This window comes from Skermania sp. ID1734 (genome assembly GCF_007489285.1).
Lineage (GTDB): Bacteria > Actinomycetota > Actinomycetes > Mycobacteriales > Mycobacteriaceae > ID1734.
This window is the reverse complement of sequence record NZ_VLIY01000002.1, coordinates 172,770-190,031: the sequence shown is the minus strand read 5'-3', so window position 1 is coordinate 190,031 and position 17,262 is coordinate 172,770. Positions and strand designations below refer to the sequence as shown.

The following is a 17,262-nucleotide window of genomic DNA, read 5'->3' as shown; positions in this document are numbered from 1 at the left end:
TTCGCCCATGCCAGCCCAGCAAGAAGCGCGACGCGGCCGCAAGAGCGAAAAGACCCGGTCTGCGCCGGCCGCCAGCAATCCGCGCCGTGACCTTGTCGAGAAGCAGATCATGGAGCACGCCACCCGGCTCTTTGCTGAACGGGGATTCGCGGCGACAAGCCTGCAGGACATCGCGGATGCGACCGGGTTGACCCGCCCGGCGCTCTATCATTACGTCGCGAACAAGGACGAGCTGTTGGCCAGACTGGTCAGCGAGATCACCGAGGAACCGGCCGCGCTACTGCACGGGATCAACGAGCGTGGTGATCTTGGACCGGTCGATAAGCTGCGAGCGATGGCCAGCGCGATCGCGCTGCACCAGACCCAGTCCCCGGAACGATTCCAGGTAATGATCAGGTCCGAAGCCGAACTCCCCGAGGGACTTTCCAAGTCATATCAGCAGAGTCGGCGCCGCGTGCTCAAGGAATTCGTCACCGTCATCGACGACGGGATCGCTTCCGGCGAGTTCCGTCCTCTCGACTCGAGAACGGCTGCCCTCGGCATCATCGGCATGCTGAACTGGGTCGCCTGGTGGTATCGCCCTGGCGGGGGCGCGAGCAAGGACCAGGCCGTGGCAAACCAACTGGCAGACATGGCAATCCACAGCCTGGTGATCGAAGGGCAAGCAGCCCAGTCTCTTGACGGGCCGGCCAGAGCGATCGCACAACTTCGACAAAACCTCGACTACCTCGAACGCCACCTCGACGCCCAACCGTGATCGCCAGTGAGCCTTAGAGCGCGCTCGAAACTAGCGACCAATACCGCTGTTCACGTTCGGACAGCTCGTTGGACGTGATGGCACCGAACGCGGCGGCGTCGCGCGCAATTCGGTGCGGCGCGTCGGGCAGTGCATCCGGTCCCTCGAGCCGGAAGCAGCTTGGCGCCAGAGGTCCGAAGAGCAGCGCTCGGCGCAGGCTCGGCCAATTGTCCAGGTGCGGCTCCACCCCGGCGGCTCGGGCAAAGGCGAGCGCTGCCAGGTTCATTCGCGTCTTCTGCGGCATCCCGCGCCGGGCGCGGTACGCATCGATCGACCGTCGCTGGTCTGGCTCGTTTGGTGACGCGATGGCACCGCCCCACGTGTATGCGATCCATCGAGCCTGCAGCTCCAATGGCACGAAATAGCCACCGGATTGGTCCCACATCCCCATCAATGCCAACCCCGGCAGGTCAGGGTGGAACGTATACCGGTCGGCGTCGAGGTGCAGCGTGTCGATGTCGAGCACCGCTTTGACCTCATCGCTCAGAAACGGCACGTGCAGGTGGAATCCGGTGCCCAGGACTATTGCGTCGAAGTCTTCGGCATGGCCGTCGGCGAACGTCACCCTGGCGTCATGAACGGAAGTCATCCACGGACGCACCGCAATTCGGCCCTCGGCAACCAACGCCAGATAGTGCTGGTTCAGCGTCACGCCAGCGGCGAGGAGCGAGCGGTCCGGCGCTGGGGCCCCGTACTGCTCCGGGCTTCCGCCCGCGTCGAGCACGATTTCCTTGAGTTGCCGGTCGATTTCGGCTGCCGGTAGTCGTTCGCTCGCGAGCGTGCCGTATCTGGTGAACATCCTGTGGTCGGACGGAACACCTGCGGCGAATTTGGGCAGCACGTACCGCTGGCGCCGCTGTGTCACTACCACGCGAGCGGCGCCAAGTTGGGCGAGTTCGGCAGCGATTTCGAGAGCACTCACGGCGCAGCCAGCCACGAGAATTCGCTTCCCGCGGTAGCTCGACGGTCCCGGGTAGTGGTAGGTGCTGATCACGCCGGCTGAACCCGCGAAGGTCTCGAGCCCCGGAACCGGCGGTATCGCCGGGGCGTGGAAGCGGCCGCTCGCGACCACGACGCGGTCGTACGTCTCCTCGCCATTCGCGTGCCGCACGAGCCACCTGTCGTCGTCTCGACGTACGTCCTCGACGGGCGTGCCGAATCTCATTAGCGGCACGAGACCGAACAACTGTGCGTAGCGCTTCAAGTAGTCGAGCACCGCACTGTTCGACGGGTAGACAGCACCGTCGACGTGTTCGAGGTCGCTGAACGCCGTCAGGACCCGACTGCTGTTGGTGTGCATCGCCGGCCAGATCCCGCTGCTGCCGGGAACTCTCGCCCATTGGCCGCCGAGCGTGTGACTTTGCTCGAAGATCGTCGGCTCGAATCCCTGGGACACAAGCCAGCGCGTTACCACGAGCCCACCAGGTCCGGATCCGATCACAGCGACTCGCCGCCCCGTCATGAGGGAACTGTCCCACGCTCACTGCTGTGTCGCCACGCATCAGGCCGAATCGAGGTGGAGGGTTTCGCACCCTTGGGTCGCTGGCTGGGTACCTGCGCGCCCGCGCATGCTCGTGAACACCCGACCGTCCGCTTCGACCGGCAAACCTCAGGAGTACGCCATGTCCACAACCGCACCCAGGTATCGCGCCGTCGACGCGGCGCCGCACCGCCGCTCTGCGAGCGCGATGACCGTCTACGGCAGTCTCGTCTACCTGCTGTTTCTGGCCACTTTGCTGTATTCCATCGGCTGGGTGGAGGGACTTGTCGTGCCGCGGACCATCGACTCGGGTCACGAGGCTTCGACGGCTGTCGCCATAGTCATCGACCTTGCGCTGCTGTCGGTGTTCGCCGTGCAGCATTCGGTGATGGCACGCCCGGCGTTCAAGCGGCGGTGGACCCGCGTCATCCCACCACCGATGGAGCGTTCGACCTATGTCCTGTGCGCCACTGCCGCACTGGCGCTGGTTATGTGGCAGTGGCGGCCCCTGACCGGGATTGTCTGGGAAGTTGATGCGACGCCTGCGCGGATTGCGATCTACACGTTGTCACTGGCCGGTTGGGCCCTCGCGCTGATCGCCACCCTTGCCATCGATCACCTCGATTTGTTCGGACTTCGGCAGGTGTTTCGCTATCGCGCCGGAAAGTCGCCCAGTCCCATCGATTTCCGGACCCCGACGCTGTACCGGATGGTGCGGCACCCGCTCTACCTCGGCTTTCTGATCGCCTTCTGGGCGGCTCCGACGATGACCGACGGCCGATTGCTGTTCGCCGCAGTGGTTACCGGCTACGTTCTCGTCGCCGTCCGTTTCGAGGAACATGACCTCGTCACCGCGTTCGGTGACCGCTACCGCCAATACCGCCGGCAGGTGCCGATGCTGGTGCCGCATCCGCGGCGCCGGTCATGACAGACCTCGGGAGTCAGGAGACCGCGGCCTTGATCAGCTCGATGAGCTTTTTCTCGACCGCGGGGCTCCACTTCTGCATTGCGTACGACACCGGCCACACGTCCCCGTCATCGAGGTTTGCCGCGTCCTGGAACTCCAGCGTCGAGTAGCGAGTGTTGAACTTGCCCGAATTCTTGAACGCCACAATAGTTTTGCCGTCCGCATTCGTGTAGGCGGGCATCCCGTACCACGTCTTCGACAACAGCTCCGGCGCGGTTGCCGTGATCGTCGCATGGACGCGCTCGGCGAGCGCACGATCTTCCGGCGTCATCTTTTCGATTGCATCGAGCAGCGCCTGCAGTCCGTCGGCCTGCTTGGCACCCTTCTTGCCTTCCGCACGCAACTCCGCGGCGCGCTGCTTCATCGCCGCGCGCTCGGCATCGGTGAAGCCACCGGATTCGGTTGGGGAACTCTTCGCTGGCATCTGTCGCGCCTCCTTTTGGGTCACTGGCTCGGCGTGCTGCCGGCCTTGTCACGAAGGCTAGGCCGGACGATGCCGGTGACGCTTCTTCATTCGTGATCGAAGTGTCGGTGTCGGCGGCAGTGTCTACTCCGACCGGTTTCGCGCAGTTCCCATGCTTTCGCTCCCCGTCCTACCGGTTCGGTGCGGTTACAACCGGTCCGAACCGCCTAAACAGTGCGCGAACCAGACGCATGACGCCTGGATCGAGTACGGCATCAACCTGCGCGACGGCATGTACAAATAGCCCTGACACGCCGTCCACTCAGACCGTCAGCAAGGTCTTGATCGCGCGACGCTCATCCATCGCCCGGTAGCCCTCCGCAGCTTCATCGAGCGGTAGCGTAAGGTCGAACACCTTGCCCGGGTTGATCTTTCGATCCCAGATGAGCTGAATCAGTTCGGGCAAGAACCGCCGCACCGGTGCGGGGCCGCCGTGCAGGTGCACTTCCGAGAAAAACAGTTCGTCGGCGGGCAGCGCGACACCCTCGTGCGCGACGCCGACATACCCGATGTGACCGCCGGGTCGGGTCGACCGAATGGCCTGCAGCATCGACTCTTGGGTGCCCACCGCCTCGATGACCGAATGTGCGCCAAGGCCATCCGTGAGTTCCTTGATCGCGGCCACACCCGCCTCGCCGCGCTCTTCGACGATGTCGGTCGCCCCGAACTCCCGAGCCAAACGCTGCCGGTCGGCGTGGCGAGACATTGCGATAATTCGTTGCGCACCAAGCTGCTTCGCTGCCAGCACGCCCATCAGTCCGACGGCACCGTCGCCGACCACGGCGACCGTCTTGCCGGGCCCGACGTCGGCCGCCACCGCCGCGAACCACCCCGTGCCCAGCACGTCGGAAGCGGCCAACAACGACGGGATCAGCTCCGCATCAGGTTTACCGGGGGTGGCGACGAGGGTTCCGTCCGCGTGGGGAATGCGAGCGCGCTCGGCCTGGGTTCCGATCGTCCCGGCTACGAATCCACCATGCACGCAACGCGATTGATACCCGGCCTGACAAATCTCGCAGGTGTTGTCGGAGATGCAGAACGAGCCGACCACAAAGTCGCCCACCTTCAAGGTCTTTACCGCGTCGCCGATCTCTTCGACGACGCCTACGTACTCGTGGCCCATCAGGGTGTGGTCGACAGCCTCGACACCGCGGTAGGGCCAGAGGTCCGACCCGCAGATGCACGTTGCGGTGATGCGGATGACCGCATCGGTCGGCTCTTCGATCTTCGGGTCCTCTCGCTCGACCACCCGAACCTGGCCGGGGGCGTCCATCACAACTCCACGCATGGTTGGCTCCTTTCTCTTCTATGTGCGCTCGGGGCGTGTCAGCCGATTGCGACCGGCACGGCCCTGCCGTCTTCGTGTGGGCCCGTCGGGCTCCGTCGTGTCGTTGTTGCGGCCAGCACCGCTATCGGTGCAAGCGCGGATCCGGTGAGCACCGCACCGAGCACAGCTGGACCGACGAGTCCCAGTGAGGTCGTCAGCGTGGCGCCGGCCAGCGCCGATCCGGCGGCGGTGCCGAGATTGAAAGCCGCCGTTGCCAGCGACGACGCCAGCGTCGAGCCGCCACCGGCCTGACGCAGTGTCTGGGCGATCAGTACCGGGTTGGCGCCGAGCCCGCAGGCGCCGAGCAGCACGACCAGGATTACGACGATCGGCGAGTGACTCGCGGCGGCGGCCAGGACCAGCAGCGCGGTCGCGGTGAGCGAAACGGCGGCCGCGACCGTGGCCAGCGGGTAGCGGTCGCCGATGCGACCGCCGATTGCCGTGCCGACCAGCGCACCGATCCCGAACCCGACCAGCACAACCGGCACCAGCCCGGCGGGAATCCCGGCGCGGTCGGTGAGCAACGGGCTGATGTAGCTGTAGGCGCCGAGGAACCCGGCTTGGGCGAGCATGATCGCGCCGAGCACAACCCACATTCGCCACGGCCGTACCGCGGACACCTCGTCGCGGGCTGACAACCGATCGCCCGGCTCGCCCGCATCCGCGGGAGCGAACCGCGCAACCGCGCCGATCGCCACGATCGCGAGGACGGCCAGCATCCAGAACGGCCCACGCCATCCGGTGAGTTGACCGGCGAAGGTCCCCAACGGCACCCCGGCAACCACGGCCAGGCTCAGCCCGCCCGACATCACCGCCAGCGCTCGTGCGCTCGCTCCTGGACCTGCTACGGCGGTCGCCACGACTGCACCCACCGCCCAGAAGGTTCCGGTCGCCAGTGCGGTGATGACTCGGGAAGCGGTCACGATGGCGAACGAATCGCTCACCGCCGCAACGATGTGTCCGGCAGCGAACACGGCCAGCGCGCCCACCAGGGTCGCCCGGGCGGGAAGTCGCACGGTGGCCAAGGCCATCACCGGCGGCCCGATGATCATCCCGGCCGCGAACGCGGTGACCAGCAAACCCGCCCGAGCGACGTCGACGCCCAGATCCATTGCGACCTCAGGCAGCAGACCGGCGATCATGAACTCAGTGGTACCCATGAGGAAGATGCCTGCACCGATCACATAGACCACAGCCGGCAGCCGGGTCGGCGCGTTGTCGTGTCGCAGTGACATGTGCTCTCTTCCTGGTTCCCCATCGGTTACTGACTCTCATGCAACGCTGAATTCGGCGCACGTGGGAGGTGATGACCAGAGGGGTGCTGCCAACACCCCTCTGACAACACCTGGTCGCGGCGGTCGCCCCAGTCGTAATGTCGCCGGTATGGACAGCCAGCAACGTGCAGCGGAAATCGGTGAGTTCCTTGCGTCGCGGCGCGCCCGAATCACCCCTGACCAGGTCGGGTTGCCGGTGTACGACGCGGCCAAGCGCCGGGTGGCCGGACTGCGTCGCCAGGAAGTTGCCACGCTGGCCGGGCTCTCGGTCGATTACTACACCCAGATCGAGCGGGGCAAGGTTCGTGGCGTCTCGGAATCCGTTCTGGACGCGATCTCCCGCGCGCTGCAACTCGACGAAGCCGAGCGCTCACACCTTTTCGACCTGCACCGCGCGGTCACGACCGGCCCGCAGCGGTCTCGGCCGCGGCGCACCAAGACGATCCGGCCAATGGTCCAGCGCCTGTGCGACGCGATGACCGTGCCTGCCTTCGTCCGCAACGCCCGCCATGACTTCGTGTGCGGTAACCAACTTGCTTACGCCTTCTACAGCCCGCTCTATCCCGATCCGCTGCATCCCGACCCGAGCCAGCCGGTCAACTTCGTCCGCTTCTGCTTTCTCGATCCGCGCGCGCACGAGTTCTATCCCGAGTGGGATCAGATGGCCGACAGCGCGGTCAACCTGCTGCGCACCGACGCTGGCCGCGACCCCTATAACCGCGGCATCTCCGATCTGGTCGGCGAATTGTCCACGCGCAGCGAAGAATTCCGTACCCGCTGGGCCAAACACAATGTGCGCCTGCATTACACCGGCACCAAGCGTTTCCACCACCCCGTCGTAGGTGACATCGAAGTGAGCTACGAAACCATGCCGCTGCCAGCCGACCCCGGCCTCGTGCTCACGATCTACAGCCCCGAACCCGGTTCGCCGTCGGACGACGCGATGACCCTGCTCGCCACCTGGACCGTGACGAACCTCGGCAGCGCTCGGGGCGATCGCGCCCTGGACAAGCACCCCGAGTGAGCGCACTCGCCGCGCGTGCTTTGCAAGGCTGCATGGGCGCGGGTGTAGGCCAGCACAGCAAAACCGCGCGCGGCGAGAAGGCCGTCGGCTCTTGACTCGGCGCCATGTGTGAGCGTCTACTAACGGTTAGTGAATGCTGACCAAGCACCAGACGGTTGGGCCGCGATGTCAGACGGGACCCGACGCACGATCGTGGCCCGTCTCGCGGAGCGGCCGCGTGCCGTCGGTGAACTTGCTGAAGGGCTTCCGGTCACGAGGTCTGCCGTTTCACAACATCTGAAGGTGCTCAAAGACGCCGGTTTGGTCAGCGAGCAAGCCTCGGGTACTCGGCGTATCTATCACGTCAACCCGGTGGCCTTGGCGGCGCTGCGAGACCAGTTGGACACCTACTGGAGGCGGACGTTGGCCGGATATGCAGATCTGGTCTCTGGCGAGGAGAGCCAATCCGAGGAGGATCGATGACTTCTTCACAAGCCGTGGTGCACAAGAGCATCGACGTTCCCGTGCCGATCGAAACGGCCTTTGCGGTCTTCACCGAGCGCCTCGGCGACTTCAAACCGCCGGAGCACAACCTGCTTGGCGCGCCCATCGTTTCGACCCAACTCGAGCCGTGGGTGGGCGGCTATATCGTGGATCGCGCGGCCACCGGCGAGGAGTGCCGGTGGGCACGAATCATCGTCTACGATCCGCCACGGCGGCTCGTCTTCAGCTGGAACATCAGCCCCCAGTGGCGAATCGAATCGGATCCAAACCGCACCAGCGAGGTCGAGGTGCGCTTCCGCGCCACCTCATCACGCAGCACACGCGTTGAAGTCGAGCACAGCCACCTCGACCGGCACGGTCCAGGTTGGCAAGCGGTCCGCGATGGTGTCGGCGGCAGCGAAGGATGGCCGCTCTACCTGAACCGGTTCGCCGCCCTTCTACACGAAATCACTAGGGAGACAGGCAATGTCTGACATCGCCGCGCTGCACAGCGCGCTCGTTGCACGCATCCTCGACGATGCTGCGACTGCACCACCCGAACTGCGCCGCGCCGCGTTCGACAACTCCGGGCTCGCCGAACCGATGCGCACGCTCATCGAGAAGGTGGCCCACCGCGCCACCAGCGTCACCGATGCCGATGTTGCCGCCGTCCGGGCGGCCGGCCTGAGCGAAGATCAGATCTTCGAGATCGTGGTATGCGCGGCCGTCGGACAAGCCAGTCGCGATTACCAAAACGCGCTGTCTGCTGTGTCCGCCGCAACCGGGCAGGGCTGAACGATGCGGCTATCGATCCTCGACCACGGCCACGGGCTCCGGACTAAGGCATTGTTTGCGGTGATTCGGCTGGTCTCGCGCCAACCGGTGGTGGATGCTGTCAAGCTCGCGCTGTACCGCCCGGAGTTTTACGGCGGCGGTGATCTCACTCATGAAGCAATGCGCGGGCCGTCGGCGTGGTCGGTCGGCGATCGCGAGTTGATGGCCGCCTTCGTTTCCAAGGTCAATCAGACCGAGTTCTGCATCGCCGCACACTCGGCCACCTCGGGCCTCTGGTACGGCGATCGCGCAAAGGTAGCCGCCACGCTCAGCGACATCGAGACCGCGCCGATCGACGAGCCGCTCCGCGCGACGCTTCGCCTGCTCGGCAAGCTCACGCGGGAGCATCACATCGATGCGGACGATGTCCGGGACGTGATGGCGGCCGGCGTTTCGAAAGCGCAACTCGAGGACGCCCTGGCCGTGTGCCTGGTCTTCAACACCACCGACCGGCTCGCCGATGCGTTCAACTTCGACGTCGCCAGTCCCGCGGCGATGGAATCCGGTGCGCGATACCTGTTGAAGCGCGGCTATCGATAGTCGCGCGATAACCAGCGGACCTCAGCTGACGCTGACCAGCGCGCCGTTAGGTTGTTCTGGCTCGCCCGTGCGCCGATTGACCAGCGCCGGCACGGGATCCAGCGGGTGCCGACGGACCTGGATGGTTTGGTAGACGACCAGACCGACGAGAACGGCCACCAGCGCGGCTGTGGTCCACTCCGTACCCCACGCGAGTCCGCCGTGATCGCGCGGCTTGCTCAACGCGTCGCCGGCGGTCGCGCCAAGGGGCCTGGTCAGCACGAACGCCGGCCAGAACAGCAACATGCTGTTGATGGGGGTGCTGTAGTGCGCCGCGAGCAGAGCCAACATCACCAACGACACGATCAGCGCACTGTCGCGGAAACCGATACCGAGGCTGTCGGACATGAAGTCCCCGCTTGAGGTTCCCAGACTGTTGGAGAACAAGATGGCGACCCAATACAGCAGTTCGCCCTTGAACGTGGCCACGTTCTCCACATCCAACGTCTGCCCGCTACGCCACCACAACAGGAAAACGACCGCCAGGCAGCTCGTGAGCACGATCGCCCCGCCGGTGTAGCCGATATCGCCGGTGCGGTTCATCAGATCAGACAGGGTGGTGCCGGCGGTGCTGGTCAGCACAATGACGGTCCAGAAGATCGCCGGATGGAACTGCCGGGCGCGAAGCTGGAAAACGACCGCCACTGCGAACAAGGCGAAAAAGATGATCGTGCTGACCAGGTACCCCACCTGCAGGGTCTGGGCGAGGAGGTCGCCCCCGGTCTCACCGAGCGTGGTCGCGACGATCTTCAGGATCCAGAACACGGCCGTAATGTGCGGCAACTTGCGCATGACATACCGCTGCTGTCCGGTTTGCTGCATCGAGGTGCTGTCGAAAGACACCAGTCCTCCAGTCTCGTCGTGTACCGGGTACTCGAAACAGTCTGCCCCGACCGCGCTGAGAGCCCGCTGAGAGCTCCGCCGGCGGCGAGTTCACCGCGGTTGGTAAGCGGTCACCCGCTTTCGTCGCGGTAGCGGTAGCCCACCCCCCGAACGGTCTCGATGCTGTCTTCGCCGAACGGTGCGTCGATCTTGCGCCGCAAATAGCCGATGTACACCTCGACGACGTTGTCATCGCCCTCGTAATGGCTGTCCCAGACACCGCGCAGGATGTCGGTTTTGCTGACGACCCGCCCTTTGTGCCGCAGCAGAAATTCCAGTAATGCGAATTCCCTTGGCGTCAAGGCGATTTCGTTGCCGTCGCGAGCCACCCGACGTCGCGCTGGATCCAATTGAAGCGAGCCGGCCGACAGTACCGTCGGTCGTTCCGGGGCGCCGCGTCGCAGCAACGCCCGCAGGTGCGCGATCAGCACCATCATCGAAAAGGGCTTTGTCAGATAGTCGTCGGCGCCCAGGTCGAACGCATCCACCTGGTCGTATTCACCGTCCTTGGCCGAGAGCATCAGAACAGGCGTCCACACGCGTGCAGCGCGCAGCCGCCGAACAATCTCGTAGCCGTGCATGCCCGGCAACATGATGTCGAGCACTATCGCGTCGAATTCCCCCGCCAGCGCCGCGTCGAGTCCGTTGACCCCATCGTTGACGACGTCGACGACAAAGCCCTCCGCGACCAGCCCCCGGCGCACTGTTTCTGCCAGGCGCACCTCGTCGTCGACGATCAACACGCGCACCGCTTCACTCTCCTCCACCGTCGACGTGCCGGGATGCGAATGTCCGTCACGTACTCGATGCTGCGAGCCGACGATGACGGTTGGCGGCGGCGACGGCGGCATGGATGCGAGCGCGCCAATCCACACGCCGAGCCGACCGAACCCGAACCGACCACTCCTAGCTTCATTGCATTCCCCTACTCATCGTCAAGACCAACAGCGCCACCCTGACTCGGTTCCGCTGTGAAAACGCTGAAGCGCGTAGGAGTCACAGCGGTTTTTCAGCTGCGGGTCGCAACTGTGGACGACGCGTCCGGGGCACGTCCGCGCCGGACGGCTATCACGAAGGGAAGCAATTATGAAGTCTCGACTGTCTACGACACGACGGATGCTAGGTGCCGCCGCCGCCGTCATCGCGCTCGGCGGGGTAAGCGCCGGAATCGCCACCGCTGCCACGCTTTCCGGAGCGCACGATTCGCCGGCTGTCTCGGCGCCGGCGCAGCCAAGCAACGCGCCGGATCAACCAGGCGTCCCCGACCGAGCCGAGCCCGGCGACACCCCCGACACGCCGGGCACCGCCGATTACGACGGCCCAGGTATGCAGACAGGCCCCGGCAATCACGCCGATCAGCCCGGTAAGCCCGACACTCCCGAACCGGGCGACACCCCCGACGGCGCCGGTGGATAACACAATGGAGTCAGCCGCGTCGGCGGCTGAACCGTAGAGGAGCACACACCATGGCGAGGCGCTGGTCGCCGACGGGGGTCGCACGGCCCGCGCAATGGGGTGTCCGGACGCGCTCGGCCGCGGCGGCGGGATTGGTAATCGCCGCGGCCGGGATCGTCGGGGCCATTGTGCTGCTGTTCTTGCTCCATCGGTCACTGATAGGCGCCGCAGACGCGGCCGCGGCCGCACGCGCCCACGACATCGTCTTGCAACTGGCCCACGACGGCCCCAGCGAACTCGACCCCGCCCTGTTCGCCACGGACAGCCGGATTTCCGCGGTGCAGATCCTCGACCACAACGGACGCGTGCAGCGCACCTCCAGTCCGGAGTGGCCGGACCCACTGCTCGATCCGGCCGGCACCTCCGCCGCTGCCCACAGCGCGCAGCAACCGCTCGGCGCGGATTCGGACCTGCGCGTGGTGGCGCGTCGCGCCACCGATGCTGCGGGACCGGAGACGGTGCTCGTTGCCGCGAGTACCGAATCGGTGGAATCGACCGTCGCAGATGTCGCAACTCTGCTCGCGATCGGCATACCGTTGCTTGTCATCGTCGGCGCCGCGGCCAACTACTGGTTGGTGCGCCGGTCCTTGGCGTCGGTGGACGCCATCCGCGCACGAGTCGAACACATCGAAACCACCAATCTGTCCGCGCGCGTTCCGGTGCCCGCCGCGCGCGACGAGATCGGCCGGTTGGCCGAAACCATGAACGCGATGCTGGCCCGCATCGAGGCCGGCCACACCGCGCAGCGACGGTTCATCTCCGACGCCTCGCATGAACTGCGCAGCCCGCTGGCCACGATCACCGCCGCCGTGGAGTTGGCCCGCGACCATCCCGAGCTGATCGACCTGCAGCTGATCAACGAGACCATGATTCCGGAAACCGACAGGATGCGGCGGCTCGTCACCGACCTGCTGACCCTCGCCGCAGCCGACGAACACCGTCTCGCCCTGCACATCACCGATGTCGACATCGATGACCTCGCCGCCGGCGTAACCAGCGGACTGCGACTGCGCAACAACGTTGCAGTGCGGACCAATCTCCAGCCGGTGCGGGTGCGCGGCGACGCGGAGAAGCTCGCGCGGGCGATCACTAATCTCACCGACAATGCGGAAGCGCATGCCGCCACCACGGTCGCGGTGACCACCGAGCGGACCATATCCGGAGCCCGCATCACGGTCGACGACGACGGTACCGGCATCGCCGAGGTCGACCGCGGCCGCGTCTTCGACCGGTTCGTCCGCCTCGATCCGGATCGAGCCCGCAGCGCCGGCGGTTCCGGCCTCGGCCTGGCCATCGTGGCAGAGATCGTCACCGCTCATCACGGCGAAATCACCGTGACTTCGGCACCGGAACTGAGCGGCGCAAGGTTCGTCGTCGACCTGCCCGCCGACGCCGAGATCTGACAATTCGGACTCAGCGATATCACAGCAACCAACCGCCACACTGCGGTTGTGACGATACAGACACCTACCGCCCGGCAGATGCTCAACAAGGTTCCCGAGGTCACGGTCTACTTCTGGATCATCAAGATCCTTGCCACCACCGTCGGAGAAACGGCTGCGGACTACCTGAACATGCATCTGGGTCTCGGGCTCGCCGACACCACGTTGATCATGGCTGGGTTGTTCACCGCGGTGCTGGCCTGGCAATTCTGTCGCCGCGGCTACGTACCGTGGGTGTACTGGCTGACCGTCACTTTGATCAGCGTTGTCGGCACCCTCATCACCGACAATCTCACCGACAACCTCGGAGTGCCGCTGCAAACCTCCACTGCGGCATTCACTGTCGCGCTCGTCATCGTGTTCGCCGCGTGGTATGCCAGCGAACGCACGCTGTCGATTCACTCCATCGTCACCACCCGCCGCGAAGCGTTCTACTGGCTCGCGATTCTGGTCACCTTCGCGCTCGGCACCGCCGCGGGCGACCTCATGGGCGAACAACTCCACCTCGGCTACGGAACGTCCGCGCTGATCGTCGGTACCGTCATCGCCGCGATCTTCACCGCCCACAAAGTCCTGGGTCTCAATGCGGTCCTTGCGTTTTGGCTGGCCTACATCCTCACCCGGCCGCTCGGCGCGTCGCTCGGCGATCTGCTCGCCCAACCCAGCGACAGCGGGGGACTCGGCTTCGGCACCACTTGGACCACCGCGGTGTTTCTGACCGCGATCGTCGCACTCGTCGCCTACTTGACCGTTTCCCGGCGCGATGTCATCGGCGCGCCCGAGGGCACCGACGCGCACGCGCTGCTGGCGCGCGCAGAGTGACCCGGCCTCGGATACGCCTCCTCCGCATTGCTTTTCGCCGTTCTCATTGCGATTCCCGCCGTGGGTTACCGGTGGCTCGGCTGGAACCCGGTGGCGTGCTTCTGGCTCGCCTACGTCATTACCCGACCGCTCGGGGCGTCGATCGCCGACTGGTTGGGCAAACCGAGATCGGTGAGCGGCTTGGGCGTCGGCGATAGCACGGTCGTCGTCGTCCTCGGCGTGCTGATCGTCGTAATGGTCGCCTACCTCGCGATCACCAAGAAGGACGTGCAACGAAGCGCACCAGAGGACGCACCGCCCCTGCCGACGGCCGAGCACAGCTGAGGCCACCGGGTCGTCGCCGCGGGTCAGCGTCCGCGCACGGCGGCCCGACACCGCGGTAGGCAACAGTGCCAATCGATCACCGGCGCGACTATCCGTGACTGAGTTGGACCGCCTTCACGATCAGCAGTACCGCCCCGAGGACGAGGTAGCTGCGCAACGCGATCATGCCGAGGCGGGTGGCGGGATTCCAGGTGACCGGCGCCAGCAGCGTCAGCGGCGGCATGCGCCAGGTGCTGCGCTCGCCGTGGGTAAAACCTGCGACCGGCGCGGTCGGGCGAGAGCGACCACGCCAGCGCAGCGCACCCCACGCCCCACCGGCAACAACGGCCAGCGCAACAGCCAGATACCCGCTCAGCGCGACCACGTCGATGTCGGGAAACAGCGTCGTCGCCATCAGAATCCCCGACAACAGCAACAGCACTGCGACGATGCTCCCGGCGACGACGTTCAGCCAGGGCCGGTTCACCCACGGGCCCAACACTTCACGGTCATTGCACAGCAACAACAGGAACACACTCGCACTCGGCAGCAACAGCCCGGCCAACGCCTGCACCGCGGTGGTGATCAACCCCAAGGGGGCACCGGGGATGAGCACGATCGCCGCGGCGAGGGCCACCATGGCGCAATAGGACAGGTAGAACTGCTTGGCGTCGCTGAAGCCGCGGTGCAGCGAATGCTTGAGCCCGAACACATCACCGAAGGCGTAACTGGTCGACAGCGTCACCGCCGCCGCGCCGACGATCGACGCGTCCAGCAACACGATCGCGAAGATCGACCCGAGCAGGTGACTGTGCGCACCCAACAGCATGGCGATATCGCCGGCGTCGATGAAGTTTCCGCGTTGACCGGTCGAGCGAGCGGCCCAGTCGCCGGTCATCACGATCGCGGCCGCACCGATCACCACCACGAACGCGCCGATGACCGTATCCGCCCGCTCGTAACCGATGAACCGCGGAGTGATCCGCTTGTCGACGATGTTGGACTGCTGAAAGAACAACTGCCACGGCGCCACCGTGGTGCCGACGATCGCGATAATCAGCAACACCGCATCCGAGGACACTCCGCCGCTGATCGAGGGCACGACGAAATGCCTTGCTGCACTATCCCATTGCGGATGTGCCAGCAATAGCATGGGCAGCTGCAGCGCGCTGATTGCAATGAACACGAACATGGCGCGCTCCCAGCGGCGGAAGCTACCGGTGGCCATGATCGCCACCAGCGCCACCGCGGCGGTCGGCACCACGATGTACTTCGAGATCCCGATGTAGTTGGCGGCCAACGCAATACCGATGAACTCGGTGACGATGGTCAGGAAGTTCAGCAGGAACAGATCACCCACCGAGAACCAGCCCCAGCCGCGTCCGAAGCGTTCATTGATCAATCGCGCGTGCCCCACACCCGTGACCGCACCGAGGCGCACCACCATCTCCTGGTTCACGATCAGCACCGGAATCAACAGCAGCAGCGTCCACAACAAGCTATAGCCGTAGTTTTGGCCCGCCTGCGCGTACGTAGACACCCCACCTGCGTCGTTGTCGCCGACCATGACGATGATGCCGGGACCGACGATCGCGGCCAACGTCGCCAACTTCGTTTTCAGCGTGACAGCGCTCTCGCTCCCGGACACACTGATCCGCCCGAACGCCCCCTCGATGTCACCCAGATGTGCGGAATCGAGTACGGCGGTGGCGCGTGCGTGCTGGTCGAAGTCCGTCATCGCTGACCTCCGTCCGGTCCGCTCCCGGTGGGCCGTGCGCCGGGCTCGCGGCGACGCCAATCGTCGGGAATGAGGGCCTCGAGAATGTCGTCGTAGGTGACCACGCCGAGTACGTGGTCGGACTCGTCGACGACCGGGATCGTGGCCAGGTTGTAGTCGGCCATCAGCAGCGCGATGTCGGTCAGATCCGCGTCGGGCGACACGCGCACCGGATGGGTGTCCATGAGTTCGCGGACCGGCGCATCGTCTGCGGCCTGCAAGAGCCGGATCACCGAGACCACGCCCAGCAGGTCACCACGGTCGGAAACCACGTGCATCTTGAGCAATGCTTCGGGCTGCATCGAACGCGCTGCGGCGATAACCGAAAGAGCTTGGGTAGCAGTATCGTCTGGTTTGCAGGTGACGATGTCGGTGTTCATCAAGCCGCCTGCCGAACCAGGGTTGAAGCCCATCAGGGTGATCACCTTGGTTCGTTGTCCGGCGGGCATGAGCTCGAGCATGGCGCGGCGGCGTGACTGGCGCAGGTCGAACACCGCATCGGCGGCATCGTCCGCGCGCATCCGCGCCAGCACGGCGGCGACATCGGCATCGGCCATGTCGGCGAACAGCTGGCTCGCCTTGTCCGGGTCGAGTTCTTCGAAGACGTCGGCCTCCAACTCGGGATCGCCGTGCACCCGGTCGAGGATCTCCCCACCCTCGGCCTTGGTGGCTTCCTCGAGTAGGTCGGCGATCTGCGCCGGCTTGAGGGTGTGCACCCGGCCGCCCACGCGACGCACCAGGATCGAGCGGTTGTGCCCGATCATCGGCTCGAACGCGCTCCAGTCCCGGCTCGGATGGCCGCCGCTGGATTTGATGAGACCGAACAGTCGCGCGGGCCGGCGGGTGTCCAACCGCGCCAGCACCCAGCCGGAACCGGTGTCTTCCAACTCCAGGTCGTAGGCGTGTACGAGTTCGGCATTGGGGACGTCGATGAATCGGTGCCCGAGCACGTCGGCCTCGAGCAGGTACTCGCCGTCGCGGCGTTCGAACCGCCGAAGGTCGACCTTGTTCCTGGTGAGCTCGACCCGCTCGGCGGAGAGCATGCGGACGTCGGTCGCCGGCACGAACACCCGTCGGCCGCCGACTACCACGACGAGTCCCGTTACGAGCGGATAGGTGCCTGCGCCGCGCAGTCGAACGATCACATCGCCGACGCGCCCGATGGTCTCGCCGGAGCGAGCCACCACTGCCGCTTTGGTCAGCTCGGAAAGGTGCAGTACAGGCCGCCGCGTCGCGGCGTTGTCTGGTACTGACGCGGTCATTTCGGTCTCCTTGGCTCATGCCTCGATGGCCCTTCCCCGGAACGGGGCGGGCCGAAACAGGCAGTTGATGCTCGGTGGCTAGCCGGTGCTGTGGCGCACCGGTTACGTGAAAT

At 65.5% G+C, this 17,262-nt stretch carries 19 protein-coding genes; 11 read left to right on the top strand and 8 right to left on the bottom strand.

Going from position 1 to position 17,262, the window contains the following annotated elements:
- The first annotated feature begins 7 nt into the window (after window positions 1–7).
- A complete protein-coding gene (locus tag FOS14_RS02935) occupies window positions 8–757 on the top strand; it encodes a TetR/AcrR family transcriptional regulator (protein ID WP_143768766.1) in 750 nt (249 codons plus the stop codon).
- Between the two features lie 13 nt (window positions 758–770).
- On the opposite strand, the gene FOS14_RS02930 is transcribed toward FOS14_RS02935, so the two are convergent.
- Window positions 771–2,258, bottom strand: a complete 1,488-nt coding sequence (locus FOS14_RS02930; protein ID WP_143768765.1) for an NAD(P)/FAD-dependent oxidoreductase — start codon at window positions 2,256–2,258, stop codon at window positions 771–773.
- 226 nt (window positions 2,259–2,484) lie between these two features.
- Between FOS14_RS02930 and mddA the strand changes: the two genes are divergently transcribed.
- Window positions 2,485–3,204, top strand: coding sequence for a methanethiol S-methyltransferase (gene mddA / locus FOS14_RS02925; protein ID WP_143768955.1), 720 nt, complete (start codon window positions 2,485–2,487; stop codon window positions 3,202–3,204).
- A gap of 13 nt (window positions 3,205–3,217) precedes the next feature.
- On the opposite strand, the gene FOS14_RS02920 is transcribed toward mddA, so the two are convergent.
- The 3 genes from FOS14_RS02920 to FOS14_RS02910 all read right to left on the bottom strand — a co-directional run bounded on the left by FOS14_RS02920 (window position 3,218) and on the right by FOS14_RS02910 (window position 6,268).
- Window positions 3,218–3,667, bottom strand: coding sequence for an iron chaperone (locus FOS14_RS02920; RefSeq protein WP_143768764.1), 450 nt, complete (start codon window positions 3,665–3,667; stop codon window positions 3,218–3,220).
- 301 nt (window positions 3,668–3,968) lie between these two features.
- Window positions 3,969–4,994 (bottom strand): zinc-dependent alcohol dehydrogenase family protein, encoded by a 1,026-nt coding sequence (locus tag FOS14_RS02915; RefSeq protein ID WP_143768763.1) that lies wholly within the window; start codon window positions 4,992–4,994, stop codon window positions 3,969–3,971.
- A 38-nt stretch (window positions 4,995–5,032) separates the two neighbouring features.
- A complete protein-coding gene (locus FOS14_RS02910; RefSeq protein ID WP_143768762.1) occupies window positions 5,033–6,268 on the bottom strand; it encodes an MFS transporter in 1,236 nt (411 codons plus the stop codon).
- Window positions 6,269–6,416: 148 nt separating this feature from the next.
- Here FOS14_RS02910 and FOS14_RS02905 point away from each other — a divergent pair, with 148 nt between their 5' ends.
- From FOS14_RS02905 to FOS14_RS02885, 5 genes are all read left to right on the top strand, one after another.
- Window positions 6,417–7,331 (top strand): helix-turn-helix transcriptional regulator, encoded by a 915-nt coding sequence (locus FOS14_RS02905; protein WP_143768761.1) that lies wholly within the window; start codon window positions 6,417–6,419, stop codon window positions 7,329–7,331.
- A gap of 129 nt (window positions 7,332–7,460) precedes the next feature.
- A complete protein-coding gene (locus FOS14_RS02900; protein ID WP_255450021.1) occupies window positions 7,461–7,793 on the top strand; it encodes a helix-turn-helix transcriptional regulator in 333 nt (110 codons plus the stop codon).
- Window positions 7,790–8,287: an SRPBCC family protein gene (locus FOS14_RS02895; protein WP_143768759.1), complete on the top strand. Its 498-nt coding sequence runs from the start codon at window positions 7,790–7,792 to the stop codon at window positions 8,285–8,287. The genes FOS14_RS02900 and FOS14_RS02895 overlap by 4 nt, the downstream gene beginning before the upstream one ends.
- Window positions 8,280–8,588 (top strand): hypothetical protein, encoded by a 309-nt coding sequence (locus tag FOS14_RS02890; protein ID WP_143768758.1) that lies wholly within the window; start codon window positions 8,280–8,282, stop codon window positions 8,586–8,588. Before FOS14_RS02895 ends, FOS14_RS02890 begins: the two co-directional genes overlap by 8 nt.
- Window positions 8,589–8,591: 3 nt before the next feature.
- Window positions 8,592–9,167: a carboxymuconolactone decarboxylase family protein gene (locus tag FOS14_RS02885; protein ID WP_143768757.1), complete on the top strand. Its 576-nt coding sequence runs from the start codon at window positions 8,592–8,594 to the stop codon at window positions 9,165–9,167.
- A 21-nt stretch (window positions 9,168–9,188) separates the two neighbouring features.
- On the opposite strand, the gene FOS14_RS02880 is transcribed toward FOS14_RS02885, so the two are convergent.
- Together FOS14_RS02880 and FOS14_RS02875 are read right to left on the bottom strand one after the other, a co-directional pair.
- Window positions 9,189–10,028 carry a hypothetical protein gene (locus FOS14_RS02880; protein WP_255450053.1) on the bottom strand — a complete coding sequence of 280 codons (840 nt, stop codon included), beginning with the start codon at window positions 10,026–10,028 and terminating at the stop codon, window positions 9,189–9,191.
- A 131-nt stretch (window positions 10,029–10,159) separates the two neighbouring features.
- A complete protein-coding gene (locus tag FOS14_RS02875) occupies window positions 10,160–10,837 on the bottom strand; it encodes a response regulator transcription factor (protein ID WP_143768953.1) in 678 nt (225 codons plus the stop codon).
- Between the two features lie 367 nt (window positions 10,838–11,204).
- Here FOS14_RS02875 and FOS14_RS02870 point away from each other — a divergent pair, with 367 nt between their 5' ends.
- The 4 genes from FOS14_RS02870 to FOS14_RS02855 all read left to right on the top strand — a co-directional run bounded on the left by FOS14_RS02870 (window position 11,205) and on the right by FOS14_RS02855 (window position 14,131).
- The gene (locus FOS14_RS02870; RefSeq protein ID WP_143768756.1) at window positions 11,205–11,504 is read left to right on the top strand and encodes a hypothetical protein; all 300 of its coding nucleotides are present in this window, start codon (window positions 11,205–11,207) and stop codon (window positions 11,502–11,504) included.
- 50 nt (window positions 11,505–11,554) lie between these two features.
- On the top strand, window positions 11,555–12,946 hold the full coding sequence (locus tag FOS14_RS02865) for a cell wall metabolism sensor histidine kinase WalK (RefSeq protein WP_143768755.1): 1,392 nt from the start codon (window positions 11,555–11,557) through the stop codon (window positions 12,944–12,946).
- Window positions 12,947–13,024: 78 nt separating this feature from the next.
- Window positions 13,025–13,807, top strand: coding sequence for a hypothetical protein (locus tag FOS14_RS02860; RefSeq protein WP_143768952.1), 783 nt, complete (start codon window positions 13,025–13,027; stop codon window positions 13,805–13,807).
- 60 nt (window positions 13,808–13,867) lie between these two features.
- On the top strand, window positions 13,868–14,131 hold the full coding sequence (locus FOS14_RS02855) for a hypothetical protein (RefSeq protein WP_221936648.1): 264 nt from the start codon (window positions 13,868–13,870) through the stop codon (window positions 14,129–14,131).
- An 88-nt stretch (window positions 14,132–14,219) separates the two neighbouring features.
- Here FOS14_RS02855 and FOS14_RS02850 read toward each other — a convergent pair whose 3' ends face one another.
- Both FOS14_RS02850 and FOS14_RS02845 read right to left on the bottom strand, forming a co-directional pair.
- Window positions 14,220–15,848: an NRAMP family divalent metal transporter gene (locus FOS14_RS02850; protein ID WP_143768753.1), complete on the bottom strand. Its 1,629-nt coding sequence runs from the start codon at window positions 15,846–15,848 to the stop codon at window positions 14,220–14,222.
- Window positions 15,845–17,149 (bottom strand): CBS domain-containing protein, encoded by a 1,305-nt coding sequence (locus FOS14_RS02845; protein ID WP_143768752.1) that lies wholly within the window; start codon window positions 17,147–17,149, stop codon window positions 15,845–15,847. The genes FOS14_RS02850 and FOS14_RS02845 overlap by 4 nt, the downstream gene beginning before the upstream one ends.
- Window positions 17,150–17,262 lie beyond the last annotated feature (113 nt).

Excerpts from the sequence above, each read along its gene's own strand:
- FOS14_RS02935 (WP_143768766.1), top strand. The coding sequence starts at position 8 with ATGCCAGCCCAGCAAGAAGCGCGACGCGGCCGCAAGAGCGAAAAGACC.
- FOS14_RS02930 (WP_143768765.1), bottom strand. The coding sequence starts at position 2,258 with ATGACGGGGCGGCGAGTCGCTGTGATCGGATCCGGACCTGGTGGGCTC.
- mddA (WP_143768955.1), top strand. The coding sequence starts at position 2,485 with ATGACCGTCTACGGCAGTCTCGTCTACCTGCTGTTTCTGGCCACTTTG.
- FOS14_RS02920 (WP_143768764.1), bottom strand. The coding sequence starts at position 3,667 with ATGCCAGCGAAGAGTTCCCCAACCGAATCCGGTGGCTTCACCGATGCC.
- FOS14_RS02915 (WP_143768763.1), bottom strand. The coding sequence starts at position 4,994 with ATGCGTGGAGTTGTGATGGACGCCCCCGGCCAGGTTCGGGTGGTCGAG.
- FOS14_RS02910 (WP_143768762.1), bottom strand. The coding sequence starts at position 6,268 with ATGTCACTGCGACACGACAACGCGCCGACCCGGCTGCCGGCTGTGGTC.
- FOS14_RS02905 (WP_143768761.1), top strand. The coding sequence starts at position 6,417 with ATGGACAGCCAGCAACGTGCAGCGGAAATCGGTGAGTTCCTTGCGTCG.
- FOS14_RS02895 (WP_143768759.1), top strand. The coding sequence starts at position 7,790 with ATGACTTCTTCACAAGCCGTGGTGCACAAGAGCATCGACGTTCCCGTG.
- FOS14_RS02890 (WP_143768758.1), top strand. The coding sequence starts at position 8,280 with ATGTCTGACATCGCCGCGCTGCACAGCGCGCTCGTTGCACGCATCCTC.
- FOS14_RS02885 (WP_143768757.1), top strand. The coding sequence starts at position 8,592 with ATGCGGCTATCGATCCTCGACCACGGCCACGGGCTCCGGACTAAGGCA.
- FOS14_RS02880 (WP_255450053.1), bottom strand. The coding sequence starts at position 10,028 with ATGCAGCAAACCGGACAGCAGCGGTATGTCATGCGCAAGTTGCCGCAC.
- FOS14_RS02870 (WP_143768756.1), top strand. The coding sequence starts at position 11,205 with ATGCTAGGTGCCGCCGCCGCCGTCATCGCGCTCGGCGGGGTAAGCGCC.
- FOS14_RS02865 (WP_143768755.1), top strand. The coding sequence starts at position 11,555 with ATGGCGAGGCGCTGGTCGCCGACGGGGGTCGCACGGCCCGCGCAATGG.
- FOS14_RS02860 (WP_143768952.1), top strand. The coding sequence starts at position 13,025 with ATGCTCAACAAGGTTCCCGAGGTCACGGTCTACTTCTGGATCATCAAG.
- FOS14_RS02850 (WP_143768753.1), bottom strand. The coding sequence starts at position 15,848 with ATGACGGACTTCGACCAGCACGCACGCGCCACCGCCGTACTCGATTCC.
- FOS14_RS02845 (WP_143768752.1), bottom strand. The coding sequence starts at position 17,149 with ATGACCGCGTCAGTACCAGACAACGCCGCGACGCGGCGGCCTGTACTG.